At 50.3% G+C, this 15,458-nt stretch carries 15 protein-coding genes; 10 read left to right on the plus strand and 5 right to left on the minus strand.

Annotated features, from left to right (window positions below; genetic code table 11):
* Positions 1-195 precede the first annotated feature (195 nt).
* On the plus strand, positions 196-684 hold the full coding sequence (locus AS151_RS18305; protein ID WP_071518514.1) for a hypothetical protein: 489 nt from the start codon (positions 196-198) through the stop codon (positions 682-684).
* Between the two features lie 241 nt (positions 685-925).
* On the opposite strand, the gene AS151_RS18315 is transcribed toward AS151_RS18305, so the two are convergent.
* Positions 926-2,365, minus strand: coding sequence for an FAD-binding domain-containing protein (locus AS151_RS18315; protein ID WP_139240765.1), 1,440 nt, complete (start codon positions 2,363-2,365; stop codon positions 926-928).
* A gap of 100 nt (positions 2,366-2,465) precedes the next feature.
* On the opposite strand from AS151_RS18315, the gene surE reads away from it, so the two are divergent.
* A complete protein-coding gene (gene surE, locus AS151_RS18320; protein ID WP_071518517.1) occupies positions 2,466-3,152 on the plus strand; it encodes a 5'/3'-nucleotidase SurE in 687 nt (228 codons plus the stop codon).
* Between the two features lie 138 nt (positions 3,153-3,290).
* On the opposite strand, the gene AS151_RS18325 is transcribed toward surE, so the two are convergent.
* The 3 genes from AS151_RS18325 to AS151_RS18335 form a co-directional block, all read right to left on the minus strand.
* Positions 3,291-3,968 (minus strand): J domain-containing protein, encoded by a 678-nt coding sequence (locus AS151_RS18325; protein WP_343327443.1) that lies wholly within the window; start codon positions 3,966-3,968, stop codon positions 3,291-3,293.
* A gap of 135 nt (positions 3,969-4,103) precedes the next feature.
* Positions 4,104-4,697: an ATP-dependent Clp protease proteolytic subunit gene (locus AS151_RS18330; protein WP_071518519.1), complete on the minus strand. Its 594-nt coding sequence runs from the start codon at positions 4,695-4,697 to the stop codon at positions 4,104-4,106.
* A gap of 38 nt (positions 4,698-4,735) precedes the next feature.
* Positions 4,736-5,416: an ATP-dependent Clp protease proteolytic subunit gene (locus AS151_RS18335; RefSeq protein ID WP_071518520.1), complete on the minus strand. Its 681-nt coding sequence runs from the start codon at positions 5,414-5,416 to the stop codon at positions 4,736-4,738.
* A gap of 130 nt (positions 5,417-5,546) precedes the next feature.
* Here AS151_RS18335 and AS151_RS18340 point away from each other — a divergent pair, with 130 nt between their 5' ends.
* Positions 5,547-6,806, plus strand: a complete 1,260-nt coding sequence (locus AS151_RS18340; protein ID WP_071518521.1) for a VWA domain-containing protein — start codon at positions 5,547-5,549, stop codon at positions 6,804-6,806.
* A 69-nt stretch (positions 6,807-6,875) separates the two neighbouring features.
* On the opposite strand, the gene AS151_RS18345 is transcribed toward AS151_RS18340, so the two are convergent.
* Positions 6,876-7,961: a PIN/TRAM domain-containing protein gene (locus tag AS151_RS18345; RefSeq protein ID WP_071518522.1), complete on the minus strand. Its 1,086-nt coding sequence runs from the start codon at positions 7,959-7,961 to the stop codon at positions 6,876-6,878.
* A gap of 244 nt (positions 7,962-8,205) precedes the next feature.
* Between AS151_RS18345 and hemW the strand changes: the two genes are divergently transcribed.
* From hemW to tatC, 7 genes are all read left to right on the plus strand, one after another.
* Positions 8,206-9,462 carry a radical SAM family heme chaperone HemW gene (gene hemW / locus AS151_RS18350; RefSeq protein ID WP_071518523.1) on the plus strand — a complete coding sequence of 419 codons (1,257 nt, stop codon included), beginning with the start codon at positions 8,206-8,208 and terminating at the stop codon, positions 9,460-9,462.
* An 82-nt stretch (positions 9,463-9,544) separates the two neighbouring features.
* Positions 9,545-10,564, plus strand: coding sequence for a succinate dehydrogenase/fumarate reductase iron-sulfur subunit (locus tag AS151_RS18355; protein WP_071518524.1), 1,020 nt, complete (start codon positions 9,545-9,547; stop codon positions 10,562-10,564).
* A 320-nt stretch (positions 10,565-10,884) separates the two neighbouring features.
* Complete coding sequence (locus tag AS151_RS18360; RefSeq protein ID WP_071518525.1) at positions 10,885-11,532, plus strand: response regulator transcription factor; 648 nt, start codon at positions 10,885-10,887, stop codon at positions 11,530-11,532.
* A 371-nt stretch (positions 11,533-11,903) separates the two neighbouring features.
* Entirely contained in the window at positions 11,904-12,035 is a 132-nt protein-coding gene (locus AS151_RS23160; RefSeq protein WP_275528006.1) for a hypothetical protein, read from the plus strand.
* A gap of 99 nt (positions 12,036-12,134) precedes the next feature.
* Positions 12,135-12,686: an NYN domain-containing protein gene (locus AS151_RS18365; RefSeq protein WP_071518526.1), complete on the plus strand. Its 552-nt coding sequence runs from the start codon at positions 12,135-12,137 to the stop codon at positions 12,684-12,686.
* A 130-nt stretch (positions 12,687-12,816) separates the two neighbouring features.
* Positions 12,817-14,433 carry a 2-isopropylmalate synthase gene (locus AS151_RS18370; RefSeq protein ID WP_071518527.1) on the plus strand — a complete coding sequence of 539 codons (1,617 nt, stop codon included), beginning with the start codon at positions 12,817-12,819 and terminating at the stop codon, positions 14,431-14,433.
* Between the two features lie 93 nt (positions 14,434-14,526).
* Positions 14,527-15,378, plus strand: coding sequence for a twin-arginine translocase subunit TatC (gene tatC / locus AS151_RS18375; protein WP_084639732.1), 852 nt, complete (start codon positions 14,527-14,529; stop codon positions 15,376-15,378).
* The last annotated feature ends 80 nt before the right edge of the window (positions 15,379-15,458 follow it).

Consider the following 15,458-nt stretch of genomic DNA (forward strand, 5'->3'; position numbering starts at 1 on the left):
CACAATTCAACGAAACAACCGACAAAATTTAGCGGATTTTAGCGATTGTTCGTTGGATAGCGGGGACTAGAATAGAAGTAATGGAAGCTGCAATCGGCAATGTAGTTCCTTCAAGCGAACATAAAGCCCTATGCAACGGCCAAAAAGGTACCCGCTCCTCCCTGTTGAAACATCTTATTCAAAACGGAACCTGCCATGTTTGCGAATTGTTCTCCCCGCCAACGTCGAGCCGATAAATTCTTACACAATCTCGACCATCTTACCGAACGTGTAGGGCGTCACGTGCCTCCTATTGCCGATATTCACTACCTACGTGAGTTGCCCGAAGGCACGTTTGGCCGCGCTTGGGCCGACCATATCGACCGACACCAACTTACGCCCTTCCCCGAAGGTCCGCGCCGCAAGCAGCTTCACGATGGAATCCATGTTTTGACTGGATACGACATCGATGCAGTAGGAGAAGCAGAAGTTCAAGCCTTTTTGCTCGGAACGGAATTTAAAATCGCTAATGTTCTGCTGTTGTTGGGATTGCTGTATTTCGCTCCCAAAGACAGTCAGATTAGGGAACGCCTATGGCGAGCCTACCAACGTGGTCGTCACTCCTATTTCAACGCAGATATTTGGCAACCAGAGCGTTTGTGGTTCGTTTCTCTAGAAAAAGTCCGACGTGTTTATCGCGTTTGAGCGATCGCACTGCAAATCTAAAAATCCCAAACAAATGCCCGCTACCGCCAGTGGGCATTTGTTTTTTTTGTACGAAATCCCCCCAACGAAGATCCGAAAAATTGCCCTACCTCACCACCGAGATCGTTTCCTTAAAAATTTGCAAAAGATCATCGGGGGGATTTGGTAGGGGTAGTTTTTAGATTTGTAGAAGAAAGGAACTGTTTTTTTAACAGAGAGTATCTCTATAAAGATAGCATACCTAGATCCTTGTGGTTTCCTTCAGCTGCTGGTAGATATTTTTGAAAATTCGCTGCTGTTCTTGGTGATTCACAATAGGAGCTGGATAGCCACAAGCTTGTAACTCTAAGGGAGGAATTTTACCAGTCACCAACTGTTCCGTATCGAGCGATCGCAATTCCGGCAACCAGGAGCGAATGTATTCTCCTTCCGGGTCAAACTTTTGTGCTTGGGTATTGGGATTGAAAATCCGCAACGGTTTGGGGTCCATACCGCTGGAACTGCTCCACTGCCAGCCACCGTTGTTCGACGCCAAATCCCCATCAATGAGTTTTTGCATAAAATATTGTTCTCCCCACTGCCAGTTCAGGCGCAAATCTTTGGTCAAAAAGCTAGCTACAATCATGCGACAGCGGTTGTGCATCCATCCCGTAGCATTTAACTCGCGCATGGCAGCATCTACAATGGGATAACCCGTTTTTCCTTCACACCAAGCTTGGAAATGTTCGGTATCTTCTCGCCAGGGAAAATTGTGCCAGGGGGCACGGTAAGGACCATCGGCCAGTTCGGGGAAATGATATAGCACATGCTGGTAAAACTCCCGCCACGCCAGTTCTTTTTGCCAAGTTTGCACGCTGGTACTGTCTTCGTCGCCGCGACATAGTTCGCTCACCGTTTCTGTAGCTTGCCAAACCCTGCGAATGCCAATGGCACCAAATTTCAAAGCCGCACTCAAACGGGAAGTGCCGTTGATGCTGGGGAAGTTGCGTTGTTCTTGGTAGTTGAAAATAGCGCGATCGCAGAAATCATCCAACTGTTCCCGAGCTGCTTTTTCCCCTGGTTCCACAATCAGCGGCTCTTCCACGCTCACCCCCAAATCCCGATTGCTGGGAAGAGGAATGACACCGGCTGTTTGGGCTGTTTCCATCTCTTCTGGTGACAATCCCTGCAAGGTTTCCGGTTGCGAATGTGGTTTGGCTTTGGCATGGCGGCACCAATTTTTCCAAAAAGGGGTATAAACCGTATAAGGTCCTTTCGTGCCGGTCAGAATCTCTTGGGGAGCGTGCAGGAGATGGTCCCAAAACGTAGAAACGTCCACACCCTGCTGCTGTAATTGTACCGTGACCCGTTCGTCGCGATCGCGCGCGTAAGGTTCCACATCTAAGTTCCAGAAAACTGCCGTTGCCGATAGAGCTGTGGCTAGCTGGGGAATCCTTTGGCTGGGTTCTCCACGTACAATCAGGAGCTGACTGCCTGCCGCAGCGTAGCGTTCCTGCAACTCCCGCAGGCAACCTAGCATGTAAGCAATGCGTACGGGAGCTGCCTGTTTGCCATCGAGCAAATGGGGATCGAGACAGAAAATGCCTACCACCCGGGAGCTGCGTTGGCTGGCATGGAACAGACCTACGTTGTCGTTCAGGCGCAAATCGCGTCGGTGCCAAAATAACAATAATGGTTCGATCATGGGAATTCTCAGGAATTTGGCGATGTTGGAAAATCCACGAAGAACAGCAAGCGTTTAAAATAGGAAATTTGGATTGGCAAACCATACAAAAGGTTCTATGACTTGGCTTCTTTCCAACGATGATGGTATCGATGCACCGGGAATACAAACGTTACAGGAAGTGGCGACGGCTTTGCAATCGCCAGCGGTCGTTGTTGCTCCCAAGTCGGCTTTATCGGGATGCGCCCATCAGGTTACCACAACCCAACCTATTCATGTGGAAAAGCGATCGCCGCAAGCCTACGCTGTTGATGGGATGCCTGCCGATTGCGTTCGTTTGGCGTTGCAGTATTTTTGCCCCCAACCCAGCTGGGTGCTTTCTGGGATCAACGCCGGTGGCAATATGGGCGCGGATATTTACATTTCCGGTACCATTGCTGCAGTTCGGGAAGCGGCTTTTCACGGCATTCGGGGCATTGCCATTTCCCAATACCGCCGTCGGGATTTGCCCCTGGATTGGGAAAGAGCCAGTCGCTGGCTGCGTTGGTTGCTGCCGAGGTTAATGGCCAAACCCACACCAGCAGGAACGTTTTGGAATGTTAATTTGCCCTGTTTGGCTGCTGGCGATCCGGACCCAGAGATGGTGATTTGCCCTTTGAGTAAGGAACCTTTGCCCAGCCAGTATCGCGTGGAAGGGGATTGGTATGCTTATATGGGGAACTATCAAAATCGCGATCGCACCCAGGGAACCGATGTGGATGTTTGCTTTTCCGGTCAGATTGCCGTTACGCAAATTTCCCTTTAATTTTTAGTTCCTGGTTCTATCATTTCTAAAAAACAATGATTTTCTGGAGTTTTCTAATTGCCCTCGTCGGGGTGTAACGGGTTGCGATCCTACAAAAAACACCCCGATTCGGGATGGCAAACTTTTAAGAGAATGGTGTCAAAACATTTTTTCTATCTCGCGGAAGTCCTTTTCCACTTGTAACCATAAAGTACGGTTGTGGGGGTCGGTGCGTAGGGCTTTTTTGAGATAAATTCTGGCTTTTTCTAAATGTCCTTTTTGTAAGAGTTGGTGCCCCCAACGCTGGTAGACAATTGCTTGCCACTGGCGGACTTCCTTGTCTTGGGGCAACCGTTGGGCCAATCCCTCTGCCAATGCGATCGCTCTAGGAAATCGCCCTCGTTTTAGCAATCCCTGTAACTGTTCGTAGGATTGTTGCTTGAGCTGTTTTTCCAGGGGAGATAGTTCTGGGGCATCTTCAAATTGAATTTTCTGCGATTTTCCCGATCTTGGGACTTTTTCTCCCTGCCGCCGGTGTTTGACTTCAACTTTCACCTTACCAGGGGGTGGAGAAGTGGGGGATTGGCTCTTTTGAGAAGAGGAAGGGGATGGGGGTGACGATTTGGCTGCCGGGACGATTTCCAAAAGCCGTTTGTATGCCTGGTGAATGGCAATAAACTTTTGATGGGCCTCGGAATCATCAGGATTGAGATCGGGATGGTATTGCCGGGCCAGACGGCGGTAGGATGCTTTTACATCCTCAAGATCGGCTGTTTCCGGCAGATTTAAAACGCGATAGCACTCCTTGACATCCATGCTGCAGTCAGTGGTTGACAAACAAAGAAAAATCCGGCAATCGCTTACAGCTGCAGCTGCCAGCAACGAGCGCGATCGCCGGATTTCGGTCAAATAGCCACCCTGAAACCAAACCTATCGGTCGCTGACAGCGGCAATTCCATCAAACTCCCAACTTTAGGGACGTTCTTCAATCACGCGGTCGATCAAACCGTATTCTTTGGATTGTTCTGCCGACATGAAGAAATCCCGGTCCATATCCTTTTCAATTTTCTCCACCGGCTGGCCGGTAAAATCGGCGTAAATTTCATTGAGCTGCTTGCGGATGCGCAGAATTTCCTTGGCTTCGATATCGATATCCGTAGCCTGTCCGCGGGTACCGCCAGAGGGTTGGTGAATCATAATCCGGGAGTGGGGCAACGCCAGGCGTTTGCCTTTGGTACCTGCCCCCAGCAAAAACGACCCCATGGAAGCCGCCAAGCCCACGCAGATGGTCACCACGTCGGATTTGATGTGCTGCATGGTATCGTAAATCGCCATGCCAGATGTAATGATACCGCCGGGGGAATTGATATAGAGCATAATATCTTTACCCGGGTCTTCCGAATCCAGGTAAAGCATAATGGCAATCACTTGGTTAGCCAGTTCATCATCAATATCCCGACCGATAAAAATAATTCGTTCGCGGGCCAGGCGATCGTAAATGCTAATCCACTGCGTGTATTGTCCCCCCGGCATGCGGTAGGGAACTTTTGGTACACCAATTGGCATAGAACCAGACTCCTATCAGTGATGGTTTAAATGGTCGGTTAGCTTTGCGAAGAACTTTCCGACTTTTGATCTTGCAATTCTTTGGGAACGCTTTGGTTGCTTTCTAGGACCCGATCGATCAAGCCGTACTCCATGGCTTGGTAGGGTGTCATGTAGAACAAACGGTCCATATCTTTGTTAAGCTGTTCCCGGCTTTGCCCCGTATTTTGGGACAAAATATCCACCATGGTGGTTTTGTTGGCGATTACTTCTTGGGCACGAATTTGGATATCCGTGGCTTGTCCTTGCGTGTAGCTTTTCGGCTGTTGCAAGACAATGGTGGCATGGGGAAGGCTAGCCCGAGACCCCTTGGTCCCAGCACTCAACAGCATGGCCGCGGTTCCCATCGCTGTTCCTAGACAGATGGTTTGTACGGGAGGCTTAATGTAGCGAATGGTATCGCAAATAGCAAACGCTTCTGTTTCCCAGCCGACGGGGTCGCCGCTATAGCTGGAAGTTCCCGTGGAATTGATATAAATCTTGATGGGTTTTTCCGGGTCTTCGTACTGCAGGTACAGCAACTCAGCGATGATCAGTTCTGTTACCTGGGGGACCAAAGGCATTCCCAGGTAGACAATTCTTTCTTTGAGAATGAGCGATTCCAAGTCTGGCGGGGGCGTTCGCATGTCCCCGCCCCCTTCGTAGTAAGGAGCTTGTACTGCCCGAATTGGTGATTCCATAAGCTTCACTGCTTCTTTGATTTATGATAGCCTTTCTTTTAACTTAACAGGAAATGAGGGGTAGCTGGGCAATGGGATATTGGGGAAACTAGAGTTGGAATGTGCACTTATCCAATTGGGGAGCTCGTTTATGAAAATTAACTTACAACCTGCTCTTAGCGATGCTAATCTAGATGCCAATACTAGTGGCAACCAGCGGCAGCTATCGGTTTCGGTCAGTGCGGTGCCCGATGAAAACGATCGCACAGCCCCGTTAAATTTAACTTTAATTTTAGACCATAGCGGTTCGATGGACGGACGTCCCATCTCGCGGGTGAAGCAGGCTGCCGAACAAATCATCGATAGTCTTGCGGAAGGCGATCGCTTGTCGGTGGTGGCTTTCAACCACAAAGCCAGCGTTATCCTACCCAACCAAGAACTCAGCGATCGCGACGGGATTAAAAACCAAATCCAAGACCTACAAGCTACCGGCGGCACTTCCATTGACGAAGGCATGAAAGTGGGGCTAGATACCCTCTTCCAAGCCAGCGGCAACTACATTTCCCAAATTTTCCTCCTTACCGACGGCGAAAACGAACATGGCAATAACAACCGCTGCCTGAACCTGGCAGAATTTGCCACCAGCAACAACGCCACCATCAACAGTCTGGGCTTTGGCAGCCACTGGAACCAAGACGTATTGGAAAAAATTGCCGACAGCGGTGGCGGTAGCCTAGTTTACATCGAGACCCCTGAAACGGCCGTCGAAGAATTTGCTCGCTTGTTCCGCCGAGTACAATCGGTCAGCCTGACCAACGCCTATTTGCTGATTGGTTTGATGCCGCCAACCCGCCTGGCAGAAATGAAACCCGTTGCCCAAGTGGCCCCAGAAACCATCGAACTCACTGGCGAAATGAAAGATAGCTGCTACGAAGTCCGTTTGGGGGATTTAATGAAAGACGATCCCCGGGTCATTGTCGCCAATTTGTACATCAGCCAGCTACCCGAAGGAAAACAGCCCATCGCTAGCTTGCAGGTTCGATACGACGATCCGGGTTCGGGGGAAACGGGGATTTTTTCCGACTCAACGTCGGTAGAGGCCAACGTTCTCAAAAGCTTCCAACCTGCCCCCAACGACGAAGTGGTCCAACATGTGTCGGCTTTGGCAAAATACCGGCAAACCCAAATCGCCGAACAAAAATTGCAACAGGGCGATCGCGCGGGGGCAGCCACCATGCTGCAGTCAGCTGCCAAAACCGCCTTGCAAATGGGCGATAACAACGGTGCTACGGTCTTGCAGGAAAATGCCACCCGCCTGCAATCCGGTCAAGACCTCTCCGAAACCGACCGTAAGAAAAGCCGCATGGCTGCCAAAACCAAACTAGGGGGTCAAAAATCCAATTCCGAGTAATCCCCTAGGAAAAGTTGGCCATCCCCTTTGGTGGTGCTGGGGATGGCTGTCTGAGAAGTGGTCAATGGCTTAAACCGTAACTTCCTCCGCACTGACAGGTTTGGCAAAAATCATCCGCCCGGCAGAGGTTTGCAAGGAACTGGTCACTACCACCTGCAACTCATCTCCAATGTAGGGGCTGCCTTCTTCCACCACCACCATGGTGCCATCTTCTAGGTAGCCCACTCCCTGTTCCGGTTCCCTGCCTTCTTTAAGAATTTTCAGTTCGATGCGATCGCCCGGTAAATACAAAGGACGCACCGCGTGGGCAATATCGTTAATATTGAGAACGGGCACCTTTTGCACCCCCGCCACCTGGGACAGGTTGTAATCGTTGGTCAGTAGGGTAGCATTGATTTCCTGGGCCAAACGCACCAACTTGGCATCGACGGTGGTCAAATCCTCGTAGTTCGCTGAGTGAATCAAAATGCGATTGGGATAGTTTTCCTGCATGCGGTTGAGAATTTCCAATCCCCGGCGACCGCGGCTGCGTTTTTGTGGATTGGGGGAATCGGCAATTAATTGCAACTCTTGCAAAACGCACTGGGGCACCAAAATTTGCCCTTCAATAAAACCAGCTTCCAACAGCGGTTCGATGCGACCGTCAATGATGCAGCTGGTATCCAAAACTTTGGTAGCAGCCGGTTTGAGCGTCCCTTCCACCACCATCATCATTTCGGCCGAATTGGGGTTGATGAGCCGCAAAAAGGAACGACCGTGTGTATCCGCGATCGCAATGCCCAACACCGCGAACATAATGCTACCTACCACCGCCACCAAAGGTTTGATAAAACTAAACTCTTCGGGAATGGGTAGCAAAAATAAAGGTGCTAGCATTAAATTAGCTACCAGCAATCCCACCACCAAACCAATGGCTCGGGTAATCAGCATTTCCACTGGCATCTCGCGAAACCGATCTTCCAAACGGCGGTAAGCCATCTGGACCCGCAACCCAACGACACCAAAGACCAAAGCACCAAAACCGCCGGTTACCCAACCCAATCCCTCGGGGTTGGTTATCTGCGCGCGCGTGCTTTCCGGGAGCAAATCGACGCTGTAAAAGCCGATGCCAGCTCCTGCTACGATAAAGGCAATGATAATAATAGTATCAATCATAACAAGAAACGTTTTTTGAGCAACGGAATGTATGGATAATGGCTATGGGGAAACTTCTTTTAGAATCCTGCTAAGAAACCAAAACCAAATGGAAGCAAATAGATTCCATTTATTATATCGTTCCAGCCTAGCACCCCACTAAGGTGGGAAAATTAACGAAAATTTGCAAGGCAGAATGAAAAAAAATCCTCAACAAACCTACCTGGGGAATCTTTTCGGTTGTTGGCAAACAAATAGGAGCCATATGGTTGCTGTTGCTATGGAGAAAATGCCTCGCTGTGCTTACCTTCACATTCCTTTCTGCCGTAGGCGTTGCTATTACTGCGATTTTCCGGTTTCCGTGGTGGGCGATCGCAAACATGGGGACAATTCCGGTACCATTCAAAAATACGTAGATACGCTGTGTCGAGAAATTCAAGCCACCCCAGCCACCGGTGTCCCCCTGCAAACGGTTTTTTTCGGTGGCGGTACACCTTCACTCCTTAGCCTAGCGCAAGTAACCCAAATCTTGGAGACCCTTAAAGCTGCTTTTGGGATCGAACCCGACGCGGAAATTTCCATGGAAATCGACCCGGGCACCTTCGACCGCCAGCAACTAGAAGGGTTCCTACAAAGAGGAATCAACCGTTTTAGCTTGGGTGTCCAAGCCTTTCAAGACCCCCTGCTACAAGTTAGCGGGCGATCGCATTCTGTGGCGGATATCCACACCGCCATCCAGCTGATCCACACCACCGGCATCTCCAACTTCAGCATCGACCTCATGGCCGGACTTCCCCATCAAACCCTCGCCGACTGGAAAGAAACCCTCCATCGAGCGATCGCAACCCAAGCCACCCATATTTCCGTCTACGACCTCATCGTAGAACCTAAAACCCCCTTCGCCCGCTACTACCAAAGCAACACCGCCCCCCTGCCTCCAGAAGCCACCACCGTCGAAATGTACCGACAAACCTGCGCCCAACTCACCGCCGCCGGCTACCAACACTACGAAATTTCCAACTACGCCAAACCCGGCTATCAATGCCTTCACAACCGCGCCTACTGGGAAAACCAACCCTACTACGGCTTCGGCATGGGGGCCACCAGCTACCTCTACCGACGCCGCCTTACCCGCGGGCGAACCCTAAAAGCATACAAAACCTGGGTGCAAAATTGGGAAAACCACAACGTAGAACTACCACCCCCCGATTCCCTCCAAGACCAACTGTTGGAAACCGTCATGCTGGGATTGCGCCTGGCTGAAGGCATTTCCCTACCCGATATCGCCCAAAAATTTGGTGAAGAAGTGCCCAAGGCCATCTGTCGTAGCTTGCAAACCGACGGTTGGCACCATTGGGTAGAACTCACCACCGCCGACAATCAACTGCTTTCTCTACCCGACGATCCTTGCCATCCCCTCCCGGAAAACGCCACGCATCTGCGGCTGCAAGACCCAGAAGGCTTTTTGCTCTCTAACAGCATTCTCGCCAGCTTGTTTCGGCACTTAAGCGTTCCTGCCTAGCATTTCTGCAAGCAACCTGCCTACAATAAAGAACAAGCGCCCCATACCAGGACAAGGTAGTCCGAAAAAAAAACAATTGGTTATGCAAGTTCGATTTCGCATCCTGCGCCAAACCCAAAATACCTCCCCGCGGTGGCAAGACTATTCCCTAGAAGTCAATACCGGCAGCACCATTCTGGATGCCCTCAACCGCATCAAATGGGAACAAGATGGCAGCTTGGCTTTTCGCAAAAACTGCCGCAATACCATCTGCGGTAGCTGTGCCATGCGCATTAACGGTCGTTCCGCTTTGGCTTGCAAAGAAAATGTAGAGCGGGAATGGCAGCGGCAGCAACAAATTTTGCAGCAGCAAGGCAGCCCCATACCGGAAATTCCGCAAATTTTGGTAGCCCCCATGGGGAATATGCCGGTTATCAAGGATTTGGTGGTGGATATGAGCCGTTTCTGGAACCATCTGGAGGCGGTGGACCCCTATGTGAGTACCGAAGCCAGGCAGCTACCGGAACGGGAATTTCTGCAAACGCCCCAACAACGCCAAAAGCTAGAGGCTACCGGCAACTGTATTATGTGCGGTGCCTGTTATTCTGAGTGCAATGCCCGGGAGGTGAATGAAAATTTTGTGGGTCCCCACGCTTTGGCGAAAGCCTATCGTATGGTAGCTGATTCGCGAGACGACCACACGAGCCAAAGGTTAGACGAGTACGACAATGCCGACAGCGGTGTGTGGGGGTGTACTCGGTGTTACTACTGTAACGAGGTGTGTCCCATGGGGGTGGCACCTCTCGACAGAATTACCGATATCAAACAGGAAATTTTGCCCCGGCGGGAGAAAACTGACAGCCAACCGGTACGCCACCGCAAATTATTGGTGGATTTGGTACGGGAAGGAGGATGGCTCAACGAGCGCAAGTTTGCCATTCAGTTGTATAATTATTCTTTGCAAGGGTGGAAAACGTTACTGTCGATGGGGCCGTTGGGATTGCGATTGTTGGCTCGACGCAAGTTGCCTTTGCAGTTTCATCCTTCGCAAGGAACCGACTCCGTGCGATCGCTGGTGGATCGAGTGCGATCGCATACCCACAGCCATCAGGAACATCCGTAAGCGATCGCAGTACTTGGAGCTATGGTAGTGGGTTTTAGCCGTTAAAAGCTTCTACAGATGCCGTTTTTGAGCTATAGTAAGATTGTATGGGAAACTGAGTATAAGGTCTGCAGTTGCTTTCTAATAGAATATTAGTGGAATTATTGTTATAGATGAAATTGAGGGAGTTTTCCTGAAGTCACTTTCTATAGCTGGGACAACAACTGTTGGGTCCACTGTCAGGCAAATTCTGAGGAAAAACCAAAAGATTTTCCTGGCTCCTGAATGCTTGAGGAACATTGGTAAACCTTATTCAATACGTAAATGCGAGTACTGTTGGAATGAAGGGAACAAATGCACAATTGCAAAAAGAATTACTTCTCGTTGATGACGACCCCAACTTAATTTTGTTAGTCAAAGACTACTTGGAATTTCGAGGGTACAAAGTCATCACGGCAGAAAACGGCCGGGAAGCTCTGGAGGTGCTGGAAACGCAAGTTCCGGATCTGATTGTCTGCGACATTATGATGCCGGAAATGGACGGGTATGCTTTGGTCAAACACATCCGGGAAAATCCCCGTACTAGCTGGATTCCCGTTCTGTTTCTTTCGGCAAAAGGCCAAAGCCAAGACCGGGTGAAAGGTTTGAACATGGGGGCAGATGTGTACATGGTGAAGCCCTTTGAACCAGAAGAATTGGTGGCGCAGGTAGAGTCTTCCCTCAAACAAGCTTCCCGTCTCATCCAGCATAAAACCCAACAAGGTCAGCAAGCTTCCCATTTAAAAGTGCCGCAAAATATCGAACTGACTCCCACGGAACTGAAAGTGGTTCAGTTGGTGGCTAGGGGCATGGCCAACCGAGAAATTGCGGAAATTATGGATGTTAGCCAGCGGACCATCGAAAGCCACGTCAGCAATATGCTGGGCAAAACCGGTTTGCACAATCGCACCGAGCTATCCCGCTGGGCAATTGAAAGCAGCAAAGTCTGACGGTTTTGGTGGTGGTAGCCTACAGGTTAGGAGCTAGCCGTGAAACACGCTAGCTACATCTGCGGTATGTCTTTTTTCGGACCTACCGACGGTTGCTGCTGGCAACGAAATTTTCGATGGCAACACCTAACCAGGACAATGGCAAGCCCCGAGCTGGCTAAATATATTTCAAACAAAATCAATCCACAATCGACTTATAATAAAGAATTGTCCTAGCTATCAATAAAAAAATACCTCCCAACTTTCTAGGATATGGGGCAACTCCTAGGCAGGAGGGTACTATTTATAAAACTAAAAGTTATGTTAGCATGGCATAAATTTTTTTTATGTGTAGAGGGAGATTTCCTCCCTAAAACGGGAAAAATAGGGGGTTGAGCCACCATCGTTGGCTGTTGGTGGCTGGTCCGCATCGCGATCGCGCCCCGAGGCGACCGGTCGTTGTTGCCCCACCTTTTTTTGGCAACATGGCAGAAAAAATTCTCGATTCTATTTTCTTTGAATAGCAAAAATGTTATTTCTAGAATTGTTTTTTCTAGAAAGTAAAGATGATTTCCATATTTCTTCTATAGCTGTCAAGGTTTCTACACTTGGTATAAGTTTTTATGATGTACACCCAAAACCGTCTATCTGTATTTGTAGACGGAAATAATATGTTCTACGCGCAACAAAAAAACGGATGGTTTTTTGACCCAAGAAGAGTTCTAGAGTATTTCGTAAAAGGAACAAATACAGCCCTGGTCAACGCCTTTTGGTACACCGGCATCAAAGACCCCCAAGACCAACGCGGTTTTCGTGATGCGCTAATCAGTCTAGGCTATACCGTGCGTACAAAAGTTCTCAAAGAATATTACGACGACGTTTCCGGGCGTTACTCGCAAAAAGCCAACTTAGATATAGAAATTGTCATTGACATGTTCAATACCGTAGAACAATACAACCACGTGGTCTTATTTAGCGGAGATGGAGATTTCGAGCGAGCCATCGAACTGTTGCGTTCCAAAAACACCCATATTACCGTAGTGTCTACAGAGGGCATGATCGCGCGGGAGTTGCGCAACGCCACCGATCGCTATATCGACCTCAACGACATTCGCGAGTACATCGAGAAAGTAGACATGCGAGATACCAGTAGCATGGAAAGGCTGGCCTACTAGCGATCGCGCCTTCAATTTGGCTGCATAAAAAATCCCAAAAAAGATACAGTATTATCAAGATATTGCAGTTGCAGTTGCAACTTATCGTCGGCAAGCAGATGCTAGCGAAGCGTCTGGAGGTAAACACATGATGACGCCCAACCCAGACAGAATCCTTATATTTGATACCACGCTCCGCGACGGAGAACAATCTCCCGGGGCTAGTTTAAACGTAGACGAAAAAGTCACCGTTGCCCGCGCCCTCAACCAATTGGGCGTGGATATCATTGAAGCCGGCTTTCCCTACGCCAGCCCCGGAGACTTTGAAGCCGTACAAAAAATTTGCGAAACCGCATCCGAACCGGAAAGTCCCACCATCTGCGCCCTCGCCCGGGCGGCGCGCAAAGATATTGAAAAAGCTGCCGAAGCACTGAAACCAGCCGCCAACCGGCGCATCCATACCTTTATTGCCACCTCCGACATTCACCTGGAACACAAACTCAAGCGAAGCCGCAAAGAAGTCCTGGAAATCGCCGAAGAAATGGTGGCTTACGCCAGAAACTTCGTAGACGATTTGGAATTCTCCCCGGAAGATGCCACCCGTACCGATCCGGAATTCCTCTACGAAATCATCGAACGCGCCATCAACGCTGGGGCAACCACCATTAACATTCCCGATACCGTGGGCTACATGATGCCCAGAGAATTTGGTGCCATGATTCGCGGCATCAAAGAAAACGTCCCCAACAGCGATCGCGCCATTATTTCCGTCCACGGTCACAACGACCTGGGCTTGGCCGTTGCCAACTTCCTAGAAGCGGTGAAAAACGGTGCCCGACAGCTGGAATGCACCATCAACGGCATTGGCGAACGGGCGGGCAACGCAGCCCTCGAAGAATTGGTCATGGCCTTGCACGTACGGCGTCAGTATTACAATCCCTACTTAGGCAGACCGGAAGACTCCCAAGAACCCCTCACCAACATCGATACGCGCCAAATCTACAAAACCTCGCGCTTGGTCTCCAACCTCACCGGCATGATGGTCCAACCCAACAAAGCCATCGTCGGTGCCAACGCTTTCGCCCACGAATCCGGCATTCACCAGGATGGCGTCCTGAAAAACCGCACCACCTACGAAATCATGGATGCCCAGTCCATCGGATTGACCGACAACCGCATGGTTTTGGGCAAACTTTCCGGTCGCCACGCCTTCAAAACCCGCTTGCAAGAGCTGGGCTACGACCTGTCCGAAGATGCCCTCAACAAGGCCTTTCTCCGGTTTAAAGCCTTTGCCGCCAAGAAACGGGAAATCACCGATTGGGACCTAGAGTCCATTGTCAACGACGAAATCAACCAGCCCCCCGAATACTTCCATTTGGAACTGGTGCAAGTCTCCTGCGGCGATAGCGCCCGTCCAACGGCAACGGTTACTTTACGCACCCCCAGCGGCGAAGAACTCACCGATGCGGCCATTGGCACCGGACCGGTGGATGCTGTTTACAAGGCGATGAACCGGGTGGTCAACGTTCCCAACGAACTGATTGAGTTTTCGGTCCAGTCGGTAACGGCAGGAATCGATGCCATTGGCGAGGTGACCATTCGCCTGCGGCACAACGAACGCATTTTCTCCGGTCACGCTGCCAACACAGATATTATCGTTGCGGCGTCCAATGCGTATGTCAATGCCCTCAACCGACTCTATGCAGCTTTACCGCAGGAAGAAGCCGACCGTGCCCAAGCTACGGCAGAACCAGCAGCAACTCGCTAGCTAGGTAACAGCAGAAAGGGGCGATCGCAGCCGCCCCTTTGTTTGGCATTTTTTGCTCGATTGAAAATAAAATATGGTCAGCGCCTGGGAGTCATAACCGTGCCTTCAAACCCAAATCGTCCTTCCGAACCCGATCCGCAAGCTACCAACAGTCAATTTGACCGTAGCAACACAGCAACGCAAACGCCCCCACCCGAATCGCAACCGGAAAACCATACCAACGACGAAACGGACGACGAACTCCCCGACGATGTGGAAATGTCCCTGTTCGACCACTTGGAGGAGTTGCGCCAGCGGATTTTTTATGCTCTGATTGCTGTATTTGTAGGGATTGTGGTTTGTTTTTTGGGCGTGGAACCCCTGGTTAATATTTTGCAGCGACCGGCACAAGGGGTGAAATTTTTACAGCTGGCTCCTGGAGAGTATTTCTTTGTTTCGCTACAGGTCGCCGGATACAGCGGTTTGTTGCTGGCAACACCGTTTATTATTTACCAAGTGGTCAAGTTTGTGTTGCCAGGGTTGAAGCGATCGGAACGCAAACTGCTGGGACCGGTGGTGTTTGGATCGAGTATTTTGTTTGTGCTGGGATTGGTGTTTGCCTATGTGGCAGTAATTCCGGCGGCGTTGAAGTTCTTTATTAATTACGGAGAAGGTGTGGTGGACCAGTTGTGGTCCATTGATAAGTATTTTAAGTTCGTATTGCTGCTGATGTTCAGTACGGCAGTGGCTTTTCAGGTGCCGGTGATTCAGATTTTGTTGGGTTTGTTGGGGATTGTGTCTTCCCGACAAATGCTTTCTGGATGGCGGGTGGTGGTGCTATCCGCGGCAGTGGCTGGGGCGGTGGTAACGCCTTCTACAGACCCACTGACCCAAAGTTTGCTCGGCGGTGCGATTTTGAGTTTGTATTTTGGCGGTGTTGGCGTGGTGCGATTGTTGGGTCGTTAGCTTAATTGGCGGGAAGCCCCACACTCTGCCGAAGGCGAGCGTCGGGATGAAAGCCGAGGCCATGGAGTGGAACGGAGTCA

Source organism: Geitlerinema sp. PCC 9228 (genome assembly GCF_001870905.1).
Taxonomy (GTDB): domain Bacteria; phylum Cyanobacteriota; class Cyanobacteriia; order Cyanobacteriales; family PCC-9228; genus PCC-9228.